Consider the following 18,882-nt stretch of genomic DNA (forward strand, 5'->3'; position numbering starts at 1 on the left):
AGGATTCACCATGCTCAAGTACTTCGATCCGCATATTCATATGGTCAGCCGCACCACCGACGACTACCAGAACATGGCCGCCGCCGGCATCACCGGCGTGATCGAACCGGCGTTCTGGCAGGGCCAGGCACGCACCAGTGTCGGCAGTTTCGTCGACTACTTTGACACCCTGCTCGGCTGGGAACGCTTTCGCGCGAGCATGTTTGGCATTCATCACTTCTGCACCATCGGCCTTAACCCCAAAGAGGCGAATGACCTGTCGATCGCCAATGAAGTGCTGCAGATTCTGCCGCGCTACCTGGTCAAGGACGGCGTGGTGGCAGTGGGCGAAATCGGCTACGACGACATCACCCCTGAAGAGGACCGCTTTCTCGCCGCGCAGCTGGAGCTGGCCAAGCAATTCAACCTGCCGGTGCTGGTGCACACGCCGCACCGCGACAAGATCGGCGGCACCAAACGCACCCTCGCGGTGATCCGTGAAGTGGGCATCGCCGAACACCTGGTGATCATCGACCACCTCAACGAACTGACCTTGCCGCTGGTGCTCGACAGCGAGTGCTGGCGCGGCCATTCCATCTACCCCAACACCAAGATGTCGGAGCAGCGCATGGTCGCGCTGCTCAAGGAATACGGCACCGAAAAAATGGTGGTCAACAGCGCGGCGGATTGGGGCATCAGCGACCCACTCAAAGTGCCCAAGACCGGCCAGGCGATGTTGGCCGCAGGCTTTACAGAAGCCCAGGTCGAGCAGGTGCTGTTCCATAACCCGGTGGACTTTTTTGCCCAAAGTGGCCAGCTCGACAAGGCGCTGGTGAGCACGCCACTACCCATCGACCAGCGCAAGCAATGGCAGGAAAACTCGGCCCTGCGCGGCCAGGAACCGGTGGTCAAATGAGTGCCTGCAGCGGCTGGACGGCCGCCCAGCTCGGGTATTGCAGCAATGTGCACCCAACGCGTGACCTGGCCGGATTACGGGCCTCGATCAAGCAGGATTTTCAAGGCGTGCGCAATTTGCGCGGGCTGCAGCAACAGGACAGCGGCCTGTGGATTTGCGCTCACGCGGCGGCGCAGCTGCAGCAGGAATCGGCGCGCGTGCAGTTCCTGGCATTGCTCAAGCACAGCGGCCTGCGCTTGACCTCGCTGAACGGTTTTCCCTATGGCGAATTTCATCAGGGCGCCGTCAAAGCCGACGTCTACCTGCCCAATTGGGCCGACCCGCAACGCCTGGCCTACAGCCTGGACCTGGCGCGCCTCCTCGCCCATGCCTTGCCAAACGACTGCGTCCACGGCGTGATCTCCACGGTACCGCTGGGCTATGCCGCCACCTGGACGCCGGCATTGCAGGCGCGCGCCGACGAGCAACTGAGCCAACTCACCGCCGCACTCGCCCACCTGCATTGGGAAACCGGCAAGAAAATCGTGTTCTGCCTGGAAATGGAACCGGACTGCGTGCTGGAAAACACCGAGCAGGCCATCGCATTTTTCCAGCGCCGGCAATCCATGGACCCCAACCATGCCTACTTGGCGTTGTGCTTCGATGTGTGCCATCAGGCGGTGATGTTCGAAGACTGCTACCAGTCGCTGGAACGGCTGCGCGCGGCCGAGGTGCCGGTGGGCAAGATCCAGCTGTCCAACGCGATGATTTGTCGCTTGCCATCGGACGACGCCAGCCGGCGCGAACACGTGCTCACGACCCTGAGCACCTTCGCCGAACTCACGTACTTGCATCAGGTGAAAGCGCTCACGGACCAGGGCCATCGAGTGGCCTGGCCAGACCTGCCGGCCGCCCTGAAGGACTGCGCCGGGTTCGGCGAACTGCGCATCCACTTCCACATCCCGCTGTTCAGCGACCACCTGTTGCTGCCCGAACTCAGCGGCAGCCAGATTGCCCTGGCGCAGACCTTCGACTACCTGGCGGCGCATGCCGATGTGCGCCCGGTGCTGGAGGTGGAAACCTACAGCTGGGGCGTGCTGCCCGTTGAATTGCGGCCCGCTACCGAGGCCGCTCAATTGGCCGGCATCGCCGCTGAGCTGCGCTGGGTCGAAGAGCAACTGCGCCAGCGCAACCTGTTGCACGTGCAGGAGGCCTACGCCGATGCCCTCTGAACAACCGCTGCTGCTGATCAATGTGGTCGGGCTCACGCCTTCGCTGCTGGGCGAAGCGACGCCGCACATCAACACCCTGCTCAAGACCGCCAAGATGGCCAGCCTGCAACCGGTGTTCCCCGCCGTAACCTCGACGGTGCAGGCCTCGATCCTCACTGGCGCACCGCCGTCGCAGCACGGGATTGTCGGCAATGGCTGGTACTTTCGCGATCAGGCCGAGGTGCGTTTCTGGCTGCAACCCAATGGGTTGATCCAGGGCGAAAAGGTCTGGCACACGCTCAAGCGCGAGCTCCCGGGCTTTCGCTGCAGCCAGTTGTTCTGGTGGTACAACATGTACGCCGACGTGGACGCCGCCATCACCCCGCGCCCGCATTACCCGGCCGATGGGCGCAAACAATTCGGGCTGTATTCGTCACCGCCCGGGCTGCATGAGCAGATCGAGGCGCAGATTGGCGAGTTCCCTTTCCATGGCTTCTGGGGGCCGGCGGCGGGCATTGCATCAAGCCGCTGGATCGTCGACTGCGCAATGGCCGAGTTCCAGATCAATCGCCCTCACCTGCAATTGATCTACTTGCCTCACCTCGACTACAGCTTGCAGCGCGTAGGGCCTGAACATCCCTCGATTGCCGATGAAGTACGCGCCATCGACGCCGAGGTGGGGCGCCTGCTGGCCTTCGCCGAGGCGCAGGGGGCGGCGGTGATGGTGCTGTCCGAGTACGGCATCGAAGCGGTCGAGCAGTCGGTGTCGATCAACCGCGTGCTGCGCGCCGAAGGCCTGTTGCAGGTGCGCCAATCCTTGAGCTGGGAACTGCTCGACCCGGGCGCCAGTGCGGCGTTTGCGGTGGCCGATCATCAGGTTGCGCACATCTACGTAAAGCAGGCACAGGACATTGCGCGGATCAAAGCCTTGCTGCAGCGCCAGCCCGGTATCGAGCAGGTGCTCGATACCGCCGAGCAACGCGCCTGGCAGCTTGATCACCCGCGCAGCGGCGAGCTGGTGGCCGTGGCCGCCGCGGGTTACTGGTTCGATTACTACTACTGGCTGGATGAGCGCAAGGCGCCGGACTTTGCGCGCACCGTGGACATCCACCGCAAGCCTGGCTACGACCCGGTCGAGCTGTTCATCGACCCGGCGATTCGCTTCCCCAAACTGAAAATGGCGCGCCGCCTGCTGCAAAAAAAGCTTGGCTTTCGCTACTACATGGACCTGATCCCGCTGGACACCACGCTGGTGCGTGGCAGCCACGGGCGCCTGCCCAGCAGCGCACAGACCGGCCCATTGCTGATCACCAATTGCGATCTGGCGTTACCGCGGCAGCTTGCGGCGACGGCAGTCAAGCAACTGCTCCTGGAACACTTCCTGGGGCGCCCACACCTCGAACTGGCCAATGCCAAGGAGCTTCCATGCGGCGAGCCTTATCTATCACTGTCCTGAGTGCACTGGCCGGTTTGGCCCAGGCCCAAGGCGCAAACACGGCCTTCGACTGCACGGATTTCCTGCAGTTTGGCGGCAATATCGACAAAATGCGAACCACCTTCACCCAAAGCCCCGAGACCCTGGCCTGGAACTGGTTTGTCTGCCTCAACCAACCGGCTGCGGCACAAAGCCCTGATCGGGCCTGGGAAACCATGAAGCCTTCAGACCAGGTTTACCTGGCCAATGGCACGCAACCCCTGCCCTACGCCCAGCGCACACCCGTGCCCGCCGCGGTGCTGACGCAAGCCCAGGCGATGGGCATGAACGTCAATCGTCTGTTCCACAACCTCAACGCCACGCAACAGGTGGACGGGCTGATCCTGGAAATGGGCGGCCAGGTGCCGCAAGCCCAGCAAGGCCAGGCGGTGCGGTTTCAACTGCTGATGGGTCCGGACACCTTCAACTACATCGTGCAGCAGAAGGTCTACAACGTGAATGGCCAGGCCGCATTGACCAGCGACCTCAACTTTCCCTCCACGGCCTGGGAACTGAAGGCCGCCTGGCTGTGGATCGGCAACAACCCGACCTACCAGCAGCAGTTGGCCAACGATGGCTACTACATTGCCCAGACCTACTACCAGCAAGGCACTGAGTACGTGGTGGGCTATGCCGCGTTGAGCGGCTTGCATGTGATCAACAAATTGAACCCCGACTGGGTGTGGACCACCTTCGAAAACCGCAACAACAGCAAGTACACCGTGACCAACGCGATCCCGCCCACGCCGATGACCAACAGCACCGGGCCGACCGCGGCGGCGCAACCGGTCAATACGAGTTTTCAGGCGAGCAACCCGACACTGGCGCAATACGAGTTGATCGGCGTGCAGTCCAATACCACGCCGACCCTGCTCGCCAACTCCCAATTGGAATCGGCGTTCCAGAACCAGTCGTCGTGTTTCGCCTGCCACGGCACCGCCGCGTATTCGCCGACCAAGGGCTACTTCAACTTCGCCCTCAAACAAGACGGCGGCATCGTCTACCCCACCGCTGCACTGCCGGCTTCCGACTTTGTCGGGTATCACAAACTGGACTTTGTCTGGTCGCTCAAACGCGCCCAGTGGCAACGCTAAGGAGCCTCACATGAGCGTATTGAATTTCCCGCGTATCTACCTGGGCGGCCATATGTTCTGGAACCCGCCGACCGCCAACAACAACGACATGTACCCGCTCTACGATGCGGTCAAAATGCAGATGAACTGGCGGTTCCTGGAAGCCTTCAAGATCACGCCGCTGAACGCCGCCAGCCAATTGCTGCCCTGGACCATCGCGCCGCTGGCACCGGCCGCCGTGCCGGACTACGTGATGCAGGTGCCGGGCAATGCCGGGCAGTTGGCATCCCCGATGATTCCCGGCGAATGGAACCTGTTCGGCGATAACGCCTGCGGCACCGTGAGCTACAACCAGACCCAGTCGGTGATCACCGGTGGCGAGTTGCCCGACGGTGGTTACGTCAGCCAGGACCCGCTGATCAATCAAAGTTATCAGTTGCTCGGCAATCCGTTTGGCGGCGCGCCGACGTCGCCGGCACGGTTTGTCGACGTGAGCCCGTGGCAGAACACCTTCACCGCGCTGTACTTCGACAAGCTGGTGCTGGGCAATGCGCAATGCGGCCTGACGCTCAACCGCGAACACCGCATGCTCGACCGTTTCCTCAATTTCAATTGGGCCAACCTCGGCGGCCTGGCGTACGTGACCACCACCTGGCAGACCTGCTTCCCGAAGGAAAACCTGGCGTGGGTGATCGGCAACTCGGCGTTGCTGCAAAACCTGCAGGCGCAGATGGCGCAACAAAACGCCAAGGGGCTGATGTTCCGCTTTACCACCTACCTGACCTGCTACGACAAGAACGGCATCTTCAACAACTACCCACCCATCGACACCCACAGCTCCACGCCCGAGGCCCAGGCCAAGGTACAGGCCATGTATCAGCAGGCGCTGGATAACGTCGGTGATATTTTCTTCAACCCGGCCTATAGCCGTACCGTGGGCAGCCTGGGGTTGTGGTTTGAGGACGAATTCCCCACCGCGCCGGCAGGCAGGCGCCTGGTGCCGGCCGCCAAGGTGGCGATCTACAAAACCTCACCGGGCACCACCAGCCAGGTCCAACTGGGCGTGATCTCGGCCCAGGCCCATGGCAATACCTTGTCGCTGGACCTGGGCAACGCCTTTCCGTTCTACCCCATCGACAACAAGGCCGACATCCCGGTCGCGGCCAAGTACCAGGCCGGCGACTACCAGATTGGCATCCGCCAAGGCACGCAATTCAGCCCGTTGGCCAGCTTTGGCTATGACGATTACCAGCAATTGGCGTTCGACAAGCGCGCCGGCATCCTCGACCTGGCCCTCACCGTCGAGGCCCAGGCGCAGCTGCAATCCGGCACGCTGGAGCTGCAACAGCAAGGCACCACGCCGATCATCGCCGCGACCCAGCAATTGTGGACCGCCGAGGTGGTAGAGAGCGCCAGCTTTATCGACGTGGGCGACACCAAGACGTTGCAGGTGATGGTGCAATACGACGGCCAGCCCGCACCGGCGGGCACCACGTTGTGGGTGGCCGAATACGGCAATGCCTACATGTTGTGCACCACCGATTACTACCTGGCGTTCAGTAACGCGGCGGACTTTTCGCTGTTCAACAACGACCCGCAGAACCCGGCCAACAACAGCCCCTGCCTGCCGCAATTTGCCGGTGCGAAGACCTTGGCCGGCCAGATCACCGAAGGCACGGGCCGCCAGCTCATGGCAACCCGGCTGGCGGTGCCCGCCGATCAAACCGTGCCGGTGACCTACCAGCAATTTCTGCCGACGCCCGCCGCTGTCGCCCTGAGCCCGACGCTGACGTTCGCCAACCCGATCACCCTGCAACGCACGTTGCAAGACCCGCTGAACAGCCCGGTGCAATTTAGCCTGACCAAGATCCAGACCGACGCCAATGGCATCGCCAACCTGACGGTCACGGCCCAGGCGCCGGGCTTTCCGACCTTGCGTTTCTTTGTCCAGGACGGTCAGCAGGAACCGGAGATCCCCTTCAGCTTTCCGCTCAACCAGGCCTTTACCGATTTTCTCGCGCCGCTGCGTGTGCTGCCGCTGGAACCGCAAATGCAGCAGGATTTCGTCAACGCCTGGAACCTGATTTATCAGCGTGAAAATGCCGGCCAGCTGATCTGGGAGACCTTCATCTACCCATTCATCCTGCAGCCGTTCTATTACCTCTACCCGATCATGAGCAAGTACATGCCGCTCAATAACCTGACGCGCATCGAGGGCGCGGTCGACCAACTGATCGTGTTGATCAGCAAGGCCTATCAGGAGGAAAGCACGCTGGCGATGCCCATCACGCGGGACATGCCGCAGAGCCGTCGCGCGGTGCTGGAACTGTGGGCGCAGGCGTTGGTGAAGCGTAACTACCCGCCCGTCCCGCTGAGCATGAACGACTACGCGTAAACCGCGCACAGGACCACCGGGTGACGCACCTGTCATCCGGTTTTCAAAGGAGTGTTGTATGAACGCCAGCCGCTTGAGCCGATTGTTGCTATTGCTGATGCTGCTCAGCCCCGGCGCCTTTGCCAGGGACGACAGCGGCAAGCCCCTGGCATTGGCCACGCAACTCAATTGCCAGCCGCCCACGAGCGCGCCCGCAGCCACTGCCAGCCAGGACCAGTTCGATCAATACAGCTGGCAGCTTTTTGTTGCCTTGAACTGGCCGGCACAGGACGGGCAGCGCGGCGCGCCCAATTGCAGCAAACAGCCCGGCGACCCCGGCTATACCGTGTGGCAGACCTACAAGACCGTCAGCGAAATTTTCCTGCCGGGGGCCGCCAACCCCGGGCCGTGGAATAGCCCGCTGATCGCCAGAAGCCTGGGCATCATCAACATCGCAGCGCTGAAAAACAGCTCACTGGTCAACTCCATCGACCAGGCGGTGGGCGGCTGGTTGATCGATCAGGCAGGCAACCCGACCTACTACGATATCTCGGCCAACCAGGCGTCCTACAACTACATCGTCGGCAATAACTTCTACAACGCGAATGTGGTGTCCAAGGCCAACACCATCAACTTCCCCAATGGGGTGATCGAGGTCAAATCCAGCTGGCGCGTGCTCACCGCCCGTGACAATGCCAGCCATTACCTCACGCAGTTTGCCCGCGTCGCGCGGTTCAACAGCCAGGGGCAACGCATTGGCGTCGGCGAGGCGTACCTGGGCCTGGTGGGCTTGCACATCATCACCAAGGTCAACGGCTACCCGCAGTGGATCTGGTCCACCTTCGAGCAGGTCGAAAACGTGCCGCCCAAAGCCAAAGTCAACGGCCAATGGGTCGATCAACCGGCGCCCGGCACCGCCTATTCCTACTTCAATGCGGCCGCGCCCGCCGCCGCGCTGAACCAGTCGCCCTGCAATTGGCAAACACAAGGCACCCAGCTGGTCTGCGTGCCCAGGCCCGGCACCACGTTCCAGACGCCTAACCCGCTGAACCGCGTGACGCCCATCGCGGATGTGACGAACTGGGTCAACAACAACTACCGCAACGATCCGAGCCTGCAACGCAGCGTGTTGAAGTACTACCAGTTGATCACCACCCAGCGCCCGCTGATGCCGAACAACCCAGGCAATCCGCTGGGCCAGCCGACCCCGGCGCTGTCGGCCAACGTGACCATGGAAAGCTATATCCAGCCCACCAGCAGTTGCATGAACTGCCACTCGATGGCGACACCGGTGAAGAGCCCGTTCAAGTCCGACTTCTCCTACCTGTTCAAATTTGCCAACAGCCCCATCACCCCACACGCCACGGGCAAGGAATAGACCATGAGCATCCTCAACGGACCACGACTGAATTTCTGGGGCGGCATCCGCACGGACGTAAGCTTGCCGAACAACTCGCCGACCATTGCTTTCAATGGCAACAAGCAATGGCCGCTCTTCGACCTGACCACGTCGACCCTGGCACCCGGCGCGCAGCCTTACACCGACGACCAATTGAACAGCATGATCAACGCGCCCGCCGGCAACTACTACACCGCCGGCGGCTGGAACCACTACGGCCAGCACGTGGTGGACCTGCAGAACGCCTTGATCAGTTCCCAGGGCAGCCCCGGCAACATCAGTACAACGGGTGACCAGGTCGGTCAGCCGGTGTACCTGCTCGGGTCAGTGGACCCGGTGAGCGGCCAGGCACCGGTGTCCGGGCCGATGATGGTGGATCTGGACCCCAGCGCCACGACCACCACGCAGATTTTTGTCGGCGGCCTGCAAATCGGCAGCAACGACAATATCCAGCTGCTGATTCGCTGCAATGCGGTGTGCAGCAGTTTCGACGTGACCGGGCGCGTGCTCGAGCCGGCAAAGATGGACGCTCCGGGGTCGTTCCATGCCAGCGGCACGTTCCAGCTGACGTTCCCGCTGAGCAGCATCGTCAGCTGGAACCCGAACAGCAGCGGCCTCAAGGCGATCATCCAGGCGCCGGGCGCGACGGGCATCGTCCTGCGTTTCGTGATGTTCGAGATGTGCCCGCAGATGACCACTGCGCAGCTCGATGCCGATTATGCTGCCGGCAAATACACGCCCAACCCGAGCATCGGCCGGGTCATCGGTACGCTGGCCCCGGCCTTTGCCGGCGAGCCGCTGAGCTGCCAGCCGGGGCGGCAATTGGTCAATGCGGCCACGAACAACGCCGCCTACGCGGCGCTGGGCAATAACGGGCTGTTGAGCCTGGACATGGTCAACATGATTCCCAAGCAAACCTTCCGTGCGGTACGGGACGACATCACCAGCCCGATCGGGCCGAATGCGAATTATGGGCCGGTGACCATTTCGGCCGGTGCCGCGCCGCTGATCACCCTTAACCCGACTGCCAGCCCACTGGTCAATTACTACGTGTATGGCGGCATCGTCGATGTGGCGCTGACCACCAGCCAGCAGCAGGCCGTCAGGACCACGCCGTTGGCGATCAACGCCCCTGGCCAGGTGGCCGGGACTCAGTTGCAGGCGACCGAGTCGACCTATCGGGTGTATGCGGATCAGCGCAATGTGTACCTGGAGGATTACCCCAACGGCCTGACGATCACCTTGCAGGTTCGCTACCTCGGCGGGCCGGTGCCCGGCGCCACCACGATCAGCCTGGCAGCGAGCGCACCGGGCGTCTACGAGCAGAAGCAGTACACGGACTTTCTCAACTTTCCGCCCTCGCTGACCGTGAATGCGGGCCAACAGACGGTGAGTTTTCCCGTGACGCTCACATCCGGCAGCGCCGCCCAGGCGGGCTTCGTGGCCCTGACCTACACGGCCAATGGCGTGGACAACGGCGCCTTTTTCACCAACTTTCGAAAATACGCTCAGACAGACTTTGGCATCGCCAGGGGCAGCGTCATTACCTGGCAACAGGTGTACCCGAATGTGCTGCGCTTTCACTACCTGGCGTTCCCCGCCATGTCGCGCTACGTGCCGTTGAACCAGCCTGACGCGATCATGGGCGCGAAGAACGCCATCCTCGCGCGCACCTCGGACGCCTACAAAGGCACCACGTTGTTCATGCCGGTCGTGCGCTCGATGTCCCCCGCCCAGCGCGCACTGCTGCGGGCCTATCTCACCGGCAGCCCGTGGCAGCCACCGCAATAGGAGGCAAACGCTATGACACTCCATATTCCCGTACAGCCCATCGAAGCCCTGCGCCCGAGCAGCGTTATCGCCGAAGGCCTGCTCAACCCGCGTGGTGTTTGCCTGCAGGCCGATGGCAGCCTGTTGCTGGCCGAAGCCGGCTCAGGCTCGGCAGACCAGCCTTTGAGCAGTCGCATCAGTCGACTGCCGCCCGACCCTCTAAGGCCGGGCGCCTATCTGCCCGGCGAAGTGCTCTCTCAGGGTTTTCGCAGCATGAACCTGCAGGCGCGCATGCTGCGGGATGAAATCATGGGCCTGTCCGACATCGCCTGCGGTGACGGACGTTGCCTGGCCAGCCAGACCGATTACGTCGGCGGTTCCAGACTGCTCGATCTGCAATACAGCCCGCCCGAGCCGGTGTTCCACAGCCGTGGCAACCTGAACGCGCTGTGCTACCACCCGACGCGACGCAGTTGGCTGGCGGTGAAACCGGATACCAATCAACTGGTGGAGTTCAGCCACGGTGAGCAAGAACGCGTGCTCGCGCAATTGCCTGTTCTGGATGAGGGTCAGGAGGCTGTGCCTGTCACCCTGGTGTACGAACCGCACACAGGCGCCGTGTTGATCAGCCTGTTCTCCGGCGAATTGCACGGCGACCCCGCGCGCAAAGGCATCGACTTTGCCGACTACGCCGGGCAAGTGATTCGAGTTCACCCGGCCAGCGGGCAGACCGAGGTGGTGATTCGCGGCCTGCAACTGCCCACCGGGCTGGCGCTGTGCCCGCAAGGCAATCTACTGGTGCTGGAGCTGTGCAGCCATCTGCAACAACCCTTGCTGCCGGACTGGAATGGCGAGCCGCTGCACGGAGGCTTTACGCGCTTTACCGGGCGGCTGTTGCGCTGTGACCTGCACAACGCAACGGTTGAAGTGCTCGCACGCGGGCTGGATACGCCCTCCAACCTGTGTGTGGTGCAGGACGCGGTAGTGGTGAGCGAAGGCATGGGCTTGACGGGCCGACCGCTGCCGACACCCGACGGCAGTGTGGCGCCGCTCAGTGGCAGGCTGCGGCGGGTGCAGCTATGAGCCTAAACCGCATCCTCCAACAGCAGAACGGTCGCGGGGCCGGCGCGAAAAGACGGATTGTGCCGGGCCGCTTCGACCATATGAGCGGCCACATGGTGGGCGGCCAGGGTGTCCTTCGAGGCCCACTTTTCGATCAAGACAAAACTGTCGGGGTTGCCGACCACGGGGTGCAAATCGTAGTGCAGACAGCCATGCTCGGCCCTGACCAATGGGGCCAGTTTCGCGAACGCTGCACGTTGCTCGGCGCCCTTGCCGGGCTGCGTATTGATCATGACGACAAGCCGCACTTCATCTGACATGCAAACACCACCGCAAAGGTTGGTTAAGGAAGCCGCACAGTACGTGAGCACACCAACAAGGTGCAAAAAAAGCTTAACCGAGGGGCGCGTTTCACAGGGTTTTCACAGTCGCACGCATAGGCTCAACTCAGCTCCTAAGTGAACACCTTTAAGCCCGCGCCCCCATCGTGGGCTTTTCTTTGTCTGCGATTCTGAATGCGCGGCGGTTAATCCCTTATCCATCGCACGCCAGAACTCAGCGTTTTCGTAGCCCATCGCTCAAACGCTTTTGCGCCCAAGCTTAAGTAAACTCACCCAGCGCGGTTTTTTGCTCCGCTTCATCCGTTGACTGAACGGCGTGACTTGGCGATGACGCTGAACCCATCGCAACCCAGCGCGATAAATCAAACACGCGCATAGAAAATTTGAATTAGTCAGTTGCCCGCCCGGTCAAGAACTATGAACGCAGTAAATCTGACGAGGTAACAGTGATGACTATCCAAGCAGAGACACTCGTAGAACTGACCGAAGCGCTTCAGGAACGCGGCCTGAATCTGGTTTCAGATGTGCACTTCACCCGCGCGCCGTACCGGCAGAACCACCGCTGGATTTGCACCGTCGCGTAATGCTGCATTTTGCCGGCGGTCAGGCTTAATGGCCGACCGCTGGCACCGCTTTGATCACCCTACGTCGAGCGGCTTTCGTTACGATTTTGTTGTTTTTTAACGCCCTTCCCGGTTTTTCGCTCGTATTGGTGATGACAGAACCAGACGACCAGAAGCAGGCCTGCCAAGCCAAAAACGAACAGCAACAGCTCTAGTGCGGGACCTTCGTGTGAAAACATTTTTCGTTCCTCATCCTGAAGTCGTGCGAACCGAAATCGGTCGCACCCGAAATTATTCGTAACAATTCGAACATTTTCAGGTTAATCGCCAAAACCCCGCATGGCAACCCCGAATCGGCTTAAAACCATTGACCTAGACGGGTTGCTTGGGTGATCGCGTTCTGCAGGCAATAAAAAACCCGGCGCTGGGGCCGGGTTCGCTGACGTGAAATGATCAGTTATCAGGGTGTTCACTCGCGACCGAATCAGCCGCGTCGACATCCGACATATCTTCTTCCAACGGCGCGTCGTCATCAGGCGGCAATGGGAGCGCGTCCTCGTCTCGACGCGAATCATGGCCCGTTTCGTTGTCTGTGCCGCGCGTCACGGCTTGCTGGGAAAGGTTTCCTGGCGCCTTCTCATTGATTTCCATGTTGACTCTCCGCTTCGGCGCACGGGAAATGCGCACTTAAGCTTGAGAGACGGCGCAGCATTCAGAGTGCAAAGCATTAGACGAATGGTGCCAATCAATGCTTGGCATTGAGGCTCTAAGCTTGGGATGTTTACTGCCGAACGCTGGCAGAAACGCAAAAAAACCTGATGGGCCGCCGGCGATGGCCGACGCACAACGTGAAACAACTCACATTTATGCAACGCCGATATTGAAGGTCAATAATTGACCAACCTATATTTCGCTCCACCCGAGCGCTCACCTCTATACGGATATTGTTCTGCGCCAGCTCGGGTCCCCACCTGAGCGCAGGCAATCAAACATTGAGGTTTGCCATGCGTCTTTCCGAACTCGCGCCAACCGCCGCCCTGCTCAGCCTGTTTACCCTGCCCGCCCACGCTGCCGACCTGAGCGCCCTGACGGGCGCCCTGTCATCTGCCTTGGGCGGCGCCAGCAACAGCAATAGCAACACCCTCAACACGAATAACGCCTCCTGCCAGCAACAGATCCGCGACCTTCAGGCCAACATAAACGCGGCCAATGCAAAGGGTGACAGCTTGCGCGCGACAGCCTTCCAGGCGGCGCTGACGCAAACCAACAAAAGCTGCAGTAATTCCAACTACAACGCTCAGGCACAAGTGGACACCCATCCTCAACGCCAGCAAAACATGAACAAGGCCGCGGATGCCATCAATGCCATCGGTGGTTTGTTCAAGTAAGAAGAAACAATCGGAGGCTCCAGCGTCGAGCGTCTTTAAGCCCAGAAATGCAGAAGCCCCGCCTGAACGGGGCTTTTGTGAGTCTTGGCAGTAGCCAATGGATTCGAATGCGGGGAAGGCTATTAGGGTTTGCCGGGTGGTCAACCGGTTGCTGACTCAGCGTTAGAAATCTACATCTCAGTTACTCTTGGTGTGTATTGGGTGAGCGCTAACTTAATGTTGAATAAGGACAGCAACCGGGCTGGGTGTTTCTACCCACTGTCCTATCAGATATCCAGCGTGGATGGAAAGCCAATTGCTGAGCGTGTGTTACTCCCAATCAAGGTCTTTATAGGAAACCTTGTCCTGTTCAGGAAAGTCGGTTTGGTAATCTCCCCAGCCCATGTACGAATAGTATTGACTCATCGCTTCAAAATAGTTTGAGGCTTCGACCCGCCAAGTAAGTACTGCCTCGTTATGTAAAAGCTTACGTGCATCTTCGCCCTGAGGGCCGGCGAGACAAAATGTCTGCTCACCGTCAGGCTCCAGCCAGAGTTCATCATTCATTGAAAATTTTTTTTGCGCTCTAAGTTGACTGGAATGTAGCGCTGTGAGGCTTACGCCGGTGAAAAAGTCTAGGCATGGCAATCGAGCTAGGACAGTAACTTTGCCATTTCAGACGTACCGGCCCAGCCGATTTGTTCATAAACAGGCCGTCCCATCCGGGTAGCATGCAGTACGGCAAATGTGATCTCTCGTCGAGAAAACTCCGCTTCAGCTGCCTGCATCAGCGCTGATGCCAAGCCTCGCCGCCGATATTGCGGCTCAACGTAGACGTTCAGCACATAACCTCGCTGGTCCGACGTAGGATGTGATGGGTGCGGCGGCCATTCGATGGACATCAGCCCAATACCGGCAACCGGCCGCCCGGCGTCAAGCAGCAAGAACCCAAAGTAGCGGCCATCACTTAAACGTTGCGCCAGCCATGGTCGAAAATGTTGGGTCATCACCTGTAACTTATCCAGATCGCCACCCGCGTCGAGGAACATGCTTTGCCGGTGCATGCAGATGGTTTCGAGATCATTGACCTCAAGCGTGCGGCAAGTCAGCCCTGAAAAATCGATACGTCCTTGTGCTGGGTTCATGACAGGGTCCCGGTGTGAATGAAGAATTATCATGAAGCCGAGCCGCCACGCCCGTAAAGTGACCGATGCAAAACACACGCTCTTGGCGAGGGTTGTACTACAGCGGAAAAAATTCGTTCGGCGTTCAAACCTTGAAGTTTTCGGCCATTAGCTGTCGCTTCAGGAAGAGACTTGAGCGAACACGCCGACGCTCACAAAATTATTTATGAACGGGTGCATCCACTTTGTTCGCTGGTTCGTAGATTCAATACCCTCACTCGGAGGGCATACGAGCCAAGGAGATACACCATGCACGCCTTTTACAAAAAAATTGCTGCAGCAGCCTGCTTCGCTATTCTCTCCGTAACCGCAACCGTCAGCTTCGCCGCCGACTCTGTGATGGTCGGAGGCGCAGCGATGTACCCGAGTAAAACCATCGTGGAAAACGCGGTCAATTCAAAGGACCACACGACGCTGGTTGCAGCCGTCAAGGCTGCCGGGTTGGTAGATACGCTCAATAGCAAAGGCCCATTCACCGTATTCGCACCGACAAACGAAGCCTTTGCCAAGCTGCCTGCAGGCACCGTCGATACGCTGGTCAAGCCTGAACACAAAGCCGACCTGACTAAAATCCTGACCTACCATGTCGTACCCGGCACTCACACATCGGCACAATTGATGGCCGACGCCAAAAAGAACGGCGGCACCGTTGTGTTGAAAACAGTTCAAGGTGAGTCGCTGAATATCAAGCTGCACGATGGCAAGCTTTGGGTGGTAGATGCCAAAGGCGGGAAGGCAGGTATCAGCATCGCAGACGTGATGCAGTCCAACGGCGTGATCCACGTTGTTGACTCGGTCTTGATGCCTTAAACGCTCCTCAAGCCCGGCAGACGCGCAGTTTGCCGGGTAGCTGGGTTTGCCAATGCAGATCACGGTCAGTTCAACGAAGCGTAATGTGGCGAACGGCGATGATCATCGCATCCGAACCAAGAAACCCTTGGGCGAGCTCATCAGCCCCTTCTCTACCCGCCAAAACTTTCACGAGCCTTAGCAGGCGCACCGCAACATCAAAGTCTCGATACTCATCGTAAGTTTCTGCGATGAAGCCACGTACTGATTGCCTCGACGAGTTCGGTCTTACACTCCACCGGCAACCAATGCCCGCCAGATAAACTCGTTACGGTGAGGTCTGCGCAGGCGGCACGCATTGGCTCGCCCAACTGGTTACCCTTGATGGTATTCATCGGGTCGTAGTCACCGTTTACAAACAGTACGGGCAAGGACAGGCGGCCGCCATTGGGCGCTCGATCGGCGTACTCGATGTTGGCGTCGTCGTTCAAATACCACGCGCAGGGCGCGCGAAAACCATGCTGCTCAAAACTGCGCACCAGTGCCGCGAAGTCCGTCTGCGGCCAAAGCGCGGGGTCGGGCTGGGTGGGCGGTGCTCGGTGTGCTTCACCAAACCGCCCTCCTTTGCTGGTGACTTGGGCGTTTGATGCGACTTTGGTGATGCTCGCAGGGTCGCCTCGTCGATAGATCGAAGCCAGTGATGCGGCTTTATCGGCATCAAGGTCAGCGACGGCGGACGCGAAGTGCGTGTTGTAATAGCGGTAGTAGTCCCATTGACCGTTCGGATACTCGTCTGCCGGATAGATCGTTCGGTCAACCAGCGGGACGAGCGTCGGCAGCGCGTTCGTGGTGGGGAAGTACGGGACCGAAATCAGCACAACGCCGCGGCTGCGCTGGGGTTCATGGGCGACCAGTTGACCCGCAACAACGCTGCCCCAATCGTGGCCCACCCAAATGGCGGGCATTCCACCGAGGTGGTCATGAAGCTCTGCCATGTCTGCCACGATGTTTTCAAGGGTATACGCGTGGGTGTCCGCCGGCACAGAAGAGCCGCCATAGCCGCGCATGTCGGGTGCAACGCAGTACCAGCCCTGGGCAGCGAACGCTTGCATCTGCGCGCGCCAGATCAGACTGAGCTGCGGCCAGCCGTGCAGGAACATCATCAATGGCCCCTCGGCAGGTCCCGACGCCACATAGTGGGTCGTATGACGGGGCGTGTTGAAGATGTGCGAGGTCAGCGTGGAAGTGGACACAGGATCTCCTGGTGCGACACCGGCGGATATGAGCGAAGCGGCGGCGCCAGGTTGCGGCGCCTGTTCCAAGAGTAACGCCTTTATGTCATCACGGCGCATTGTTGCACTGTAGCCCGCCTCAAGCCCTTGGCATGGCTGCCTGGACGCCATTGGCCTTATATCGCACTCCAGACAGTGACCTCGCCAGGCGCTCACAAACTTTTCACAGTCAAGCGCCTATGGTGAACCCAAGCTCCTGGTGAACATCCCTTTAAGCCCGCTGATCCCCATCGCGGGCTTTTCTTTGCGCGCAATTTGGCTGTTGGTATTGCGACCCGATGGGAACTAGAGCGCCTCAACCTTTCTACATTGAGAAATCTCGGGCAATGCCTGATCGGCAGAGACTTTATTGAGCTGCCAATTCAGCTTGACAGCGTTTGATTGGTTTACACGCACTCTGGCGCTGCTGGACGTGAGGCTGATATACGAGGCATCTGAACTTTTAACGTCGATGACAACGGCGGTGGTGTCGCCCTCAAGATCAGCATTCCCCAGAATTCCAGCTTTCCATTTCTGAGTGACCGTGTGCTCACCTGGCGTAACAGGTACGGCTACATAACCACCGTTCTCCAGAGACGCTACTGGCTTGCCATCCAAAGAAATCAAGGCAGACATTAAACCCATGTCGTAGTTACTGGGCCTGTAGACATAGATGACACCCCGTTGGGAACCCACGTTTTCAAGAGGGGTAAATGTTGGCCCTGTGATCGTGCAGGCGCTGAGGAGCCCTAACCAGACAAGTGCTGAGATCTTCCATACCCTAGTCATAACCGCTCCATTCGGATTCAGCGCTTGATGATCAACACTACAAGACTGCTAATCAAACGGTTTGTGTTGATTTTGCACGTCCCCCACTCTCCCCCCAAATGTTGGCGGTAAACCATGAATGGTCAGCGAGGGCTTCAGTTCCTGCCTAGAATCGCCATGCGCTCGAAGATCAGCGACAACCCACAGCGTCGTGATCGCCGCGCGTCGAACAGCCGAATGGCTGAGGTGCAACAGGTACGCCGGGCTGAGAGCGCTGAATTGACAGCTTGAACTGATGCCGATGCGGAGAGTAAGCCCAGCATTTGACTGCCGGCGTTCAGATCAGCGACGGCTTGGCCACACGTTTAGCCGAAGCATTGGCATGCCTCGACGTTGCCCGGATCGAAATTGATGATCTCAAAGAACGATGCTCAGAGCCCTCTACCTTCGGCATCAAACTGGTCACGTGACAGCGCGACTATTTGCCGAGGGAGAATCAGCGTTTGCTGGCGGAACCGATAGCGCCTCGAGAGCGCCCGGCTCGGGACACTACCTCGAAAGCACTTTGAGCCGCTCTTCAGTTGCGGTGCCGAAAATGGCGTAAAGCTGTTCAATAGTTGCGTCTGCCAGCGCGCGCGCCGACTCCAGGCCTAATACGAAACCCTCGGCTCGAGCGCCCGCTTTGGCCGCCACAATCATCGAGTCCGCCCTTTCAATCTGTGCCAGCAGCTTATCCGCGTCTCGCTCGATCTTAGGGCTCAGAGTTACACCATCCATTTCAAATCCTTTGACTGCGCTAAGGTTTGGGATGGGCCAGGCTTGGGCCCAATTCCGTAATTTCACCCTTGAGAGATAGCTGGCTGCGGGTGCGTCAGGCTAGCTCGTCCGCATAGGCCAGGAGTGCCTCTTCGGTCAGTTCCCGCCAGTCACCACCGTCGATTACGTCGGCCTCTTTCATGTCGTCAGCCAACCCCAGCCGCCTCTCGTAACGATCTTCAGCTGTCGCCGATATGAAGTCGGGTTCATTGCGCAAGGCGAACCACGCCTGCATCGCATTGATTTGCTCGCTGTGGATCGTCATGGCGAATACTCGAGGTCAGTGTCTACAGTGTAGAGATCGGTCACCGGCCAGCTGTTCAGCAGCTCCGACAAGCGGAGAGCATCATGTGCGGAAGACTTACCCAGTACCGCGGGATTCACGACTTCGTGGCAGCGTTGAATATGCCTAACGCCCTGGCGAACTCTGTCGGTGAATTGCCCCTCGAGCGTTACAACGTAGCCCCGACAACCCAAGTCGCCCTGCTCCACCTACAGGGTGACCTGCTGCACGCCGACATGGTGCGCTGGGGATGGCGGCCACAC

At 59.7% G+C, this 18,882-nt stretch carries 20 protein-coding genes; 12 read left to right on the forward strand and 8 right to left on the reverse strand.

The window, feature by feature from the left end; all coding sequences use genetic code 11:
* Positions 1–10: 10 nt before the first annotated feature.
* From AACV02_RS28700 to AACV02_RS28735, 8 genes are read left to right on the forward strand one after another with little or no spacing between them, the layout of a single operon-like run.
* Positions 11–895, forward strand: coding sequence for a TatD family hydrolase (locus AACV02_RS28700; protein ID WP_106579809.1), 885 nt, complete (start codon positions 11–13; stop codon positions 893–895).
* Positions 892–2,106 carry a metabolite traffic protein EboE gene (gene eboE, locus AACV02_RS28705; RefSeq protein WP_119736172.1) on the forward strand — a complete coding sequence of 405 codons (1,215 nt, stop codon included), beginning with the start codon at positions 892–894 and terminating at the stop codon, positions 2,104–2,106. The genes AACV02_RS28700 and eboE overlap by 4 nt, the downstream gene beginning before the upstream one ends.
* Positions 2,096–3,541, forward strand: coding sequence for an alkaline phosphatase family protein (locus AACV02_RS28710; RefSeq protein ID WP_119736174.1), 1,446 nt, complete (start codon positions 2,096–2,098; stop codon positions 3,539–3,541). Before eboE ends, AACV02_RS28710 begins: the two co-directional genes overlap by 11 nt.
* Positions 3,511–4,653, forward strand: coding sequence for a hypothetical protein (locus AACV02_RS28715; protein ID WP_119736176.1), 1,143 nt, complete (start codon positions 3,511–3,513; stop codon positions 4,651–4,653). Before AACV02_RS28710 ends, AACV02_RS28715 begins: the two co-directional genes overlap by 31 nt.
* Before the next feature lie 10 nt (positions 4,654–4,663).
* Positions 4,664–7,027 (forward strand): hypothetical protein, encoded by a 2,364-nt coding sequence (locus AACV02_RS28720; protein WP_119736178.1) that lies wholly within the window; start codon positions 4,664–4,666, stop codon positions 7,025–7,027.
* Between the two features lie 58 nt (positions 7,028–7,085).
* Complete coding sequence (locus AACV02_RS28725) at positions 7,086–8,384, forward strand: hypothetical protein (RefSeq protein ID WP_119736180.1); 1,299 nt, start codon at positions 7,086–7,088, stop codon at positions 8,382–8,384.
* Between the two features lie 3 nt (positions 8,385–8,387).
* Positions 8,388–10,196: a hypothetical protein gene (locus AACV02_RS28730; protein ID WP_119736182.1), complete on the forward strand. Its 1,809-nt coding sequence runs from the start codon at positions 8,388–8,390 to the stop codon at positions 10,194–10,196.
* A gap of 12 nt (positions 10,197–10,208) precedes the next feature.
* Positions 10,209–11,258 (forward strand): hypothetical protein, encoded by a 1,050-nt coding sequence (locus tag AACV02_RS28735; protein ID WP_119736184.1) that lies wholly within the window; start codon positions 10,209–10,211, stop codon positions 11,256–11,258.
* Between the two features lie 2 nt (positions 11,259–11,260).
* Here AACV02_RS28735 and AACV02_RS28740 read toward each other — a convergent pair whose 3' ends face one another.
* On the reverse strand, positions 11,261–11,557 hold the full coding sequence (locus tag AACV02_RS28740; RefSeq protein WP_119736186.1) for a putative quinol monooxygenase: 297 nt from the start codon (positions 11,555–11,557) through the stop codon (positions 11,261–11,263).
* A gap of 470 nt (positions 11,558–12,027) precedes the next feature.
* Here AACV02_RS28740 and AACV02_RS28745 point away from each other — a divergent pair, with 470 nt between their 5' ends.
* The gene (locus AACV02_RS28745; protein ID WP_256660607.1) at positions 12,028–12,162 is read left to right on the forward strand and encodes a hypothetical protein; all 135 of its coding nucleotides are present in this window, start codon (positions 12,028–12,030) and stop codon (positions 12,160–12,162) included.
* A 432-nt stretch (positions 12,163–12,594) separates the two neighbouring features.
* On the opposite strand, the gene AACV02_RS28755 is transcribed toward AACV02_RS28745, so the two are convergent.
* On the reverse strand, positions 12,595–12,792 hold the full coding sequence (locus tag AACV02_RS28755) for a hypothetical protein (RefSeq protein WP_119736188.1): 198 nt from the start codon (positions 12,790–12,792) through the stop codon (positions 12,595–12,597).
* A 353-nt stretch (positions 12,793–13,145) separates the two neighbouring features.
* On the opposite strand from AACV02_RS28755, the gene AACV02_RS28760 reads away from it, so the two are divergent.
* Positions 13,146–13,529, forward strand: a complete 384-nt coding sequence (locus tag AACV02_RS28760; protein WP_119736190.1) for a DUF1090 family protein — start codon at positions 13,146–13,148, stop codon at positions 13,527–13,529.
* Positions 13,530–13,838: 309 nt separating this feature from the next.
* Here the strand turns inward: AACV02_RS28760 and AACV02_RS28765 are convergent, their stop codons facing one another.
* Both AACV02_RS28765 and AACV02_RS28770 read right to left on the reverse strand, forming a co-directional pair.
* Complete coding sequence (locus tag AACV02_RS28765; RefSeq protein ID WP_119736192.1) at positions 13,839–14,075, reverse strand: hypothetical protein; 237 nt, start codon at positions 14,073–14,075, stop codon at positions 13,839–13,841.
* An 86-nt stretch (positions 14,076–14,161) separates the two neighbouring features.
* Positions 14,162–14,653, reverse strand: coding sequence for a GNAT family N-acetyltransferase (locus AACV02_RS28770; RefSeq protein ID WP_119736195.1), 492 nt, complete (start codon positions 14,651–14,653; stop codon positions 14,162–14,164).
* Positions 14,654–14,941: 288 nt separating this feature from the next.
* On the opposite strand from AACV02_RS28770, the gene AACV02_RS28775 reads away from it, so the two are divergent.
* Positions 14,942–15,502, forward strand: coding sequence for a fasciclin domain-containing protein (locus AACV02_RS28775; RefSeq protein ID WP_119736197.1), 561 nt, complete (start codon positions 14,942–14,944; stop codon positions 15,500–15,502).
* 212 nt (positions 15,503–15,714) lie between these two features.
* On the opposite strand, the gene AACV02_RS28780 is transcribed toward AACV02_RS28775, so the two are convergent.
* From AACV02_RS28780 to AACV02_RS28795, 4 genes are all read right to left on the reverse strand, one after another.
* Complete coding sequence (locus AACV02_RS28780) at positions 15,715–16,734, reverse strand: alpha/beta fold hydrolase (RefSeq protein WP_119736200.1); 1,020 nt, start codon at positions 16,732–16,734, stop codon at positions 15,715–15,717.
* A gap of 324 nt (positions 16,735–17,058) precedes the next feature.
* Positions 17,059–17,541: a DUF2846 domain-containing protein gene (locus AACV02_RS28785; protein ID WP_119736202.1), complete on the reverse strand. Its 483-nt coding sequence runs from the start codon at positions 17,539–17,541 to the stop codon at positions 17,059–17,061.
* Positions 17,542–18,069: 528 nt separating this feature from the next.
* Positions 18,070–18,297 carry a hypothetical protein gene (locus tag AACV02_RS28790; protein ID WP_119736204.1) on the reverse strand — a complete coding sequence of 76 codons (228 nt, stop codon included), beginning with the start codon at positions 18,295–18,297 and terminating at the stop codon, positions 18,070–18,072.
* Positions 18,298–18,391: 94 nt separating this feature from the next.
* A complete protein-coding gene (locus AACV02_RS28795; protein WP_119736206.1) occupies positions 18,392–18,601 on the reverse strand; it encodes a hypothetical protein in 210 nt (69 codons plus the stop codon).
* 83 nt (positions 18,602–18,684) lie between these two features.
* Between AACV02_RS28795 and AACV02_RS31060 the strand changes: the two genes are divergently transcribed.
* On the forward strand, positions 18,685–18,882 hold a 198-nt coding region (locus AACV02_RS31060; RefSeq protein WP_372239720.1), incomplete at its 3' end, for an SOS response-associated peptidase family protein.

The organism is Pseudomonas sp. Larv2_ips (assembly GCF_963879675.1).
GTDB lineage: Bacteria > Pseudomonadota > Gammaproteobacteria > Pseudomonadales > Pseudomonadaceae > Aquipseudomonas.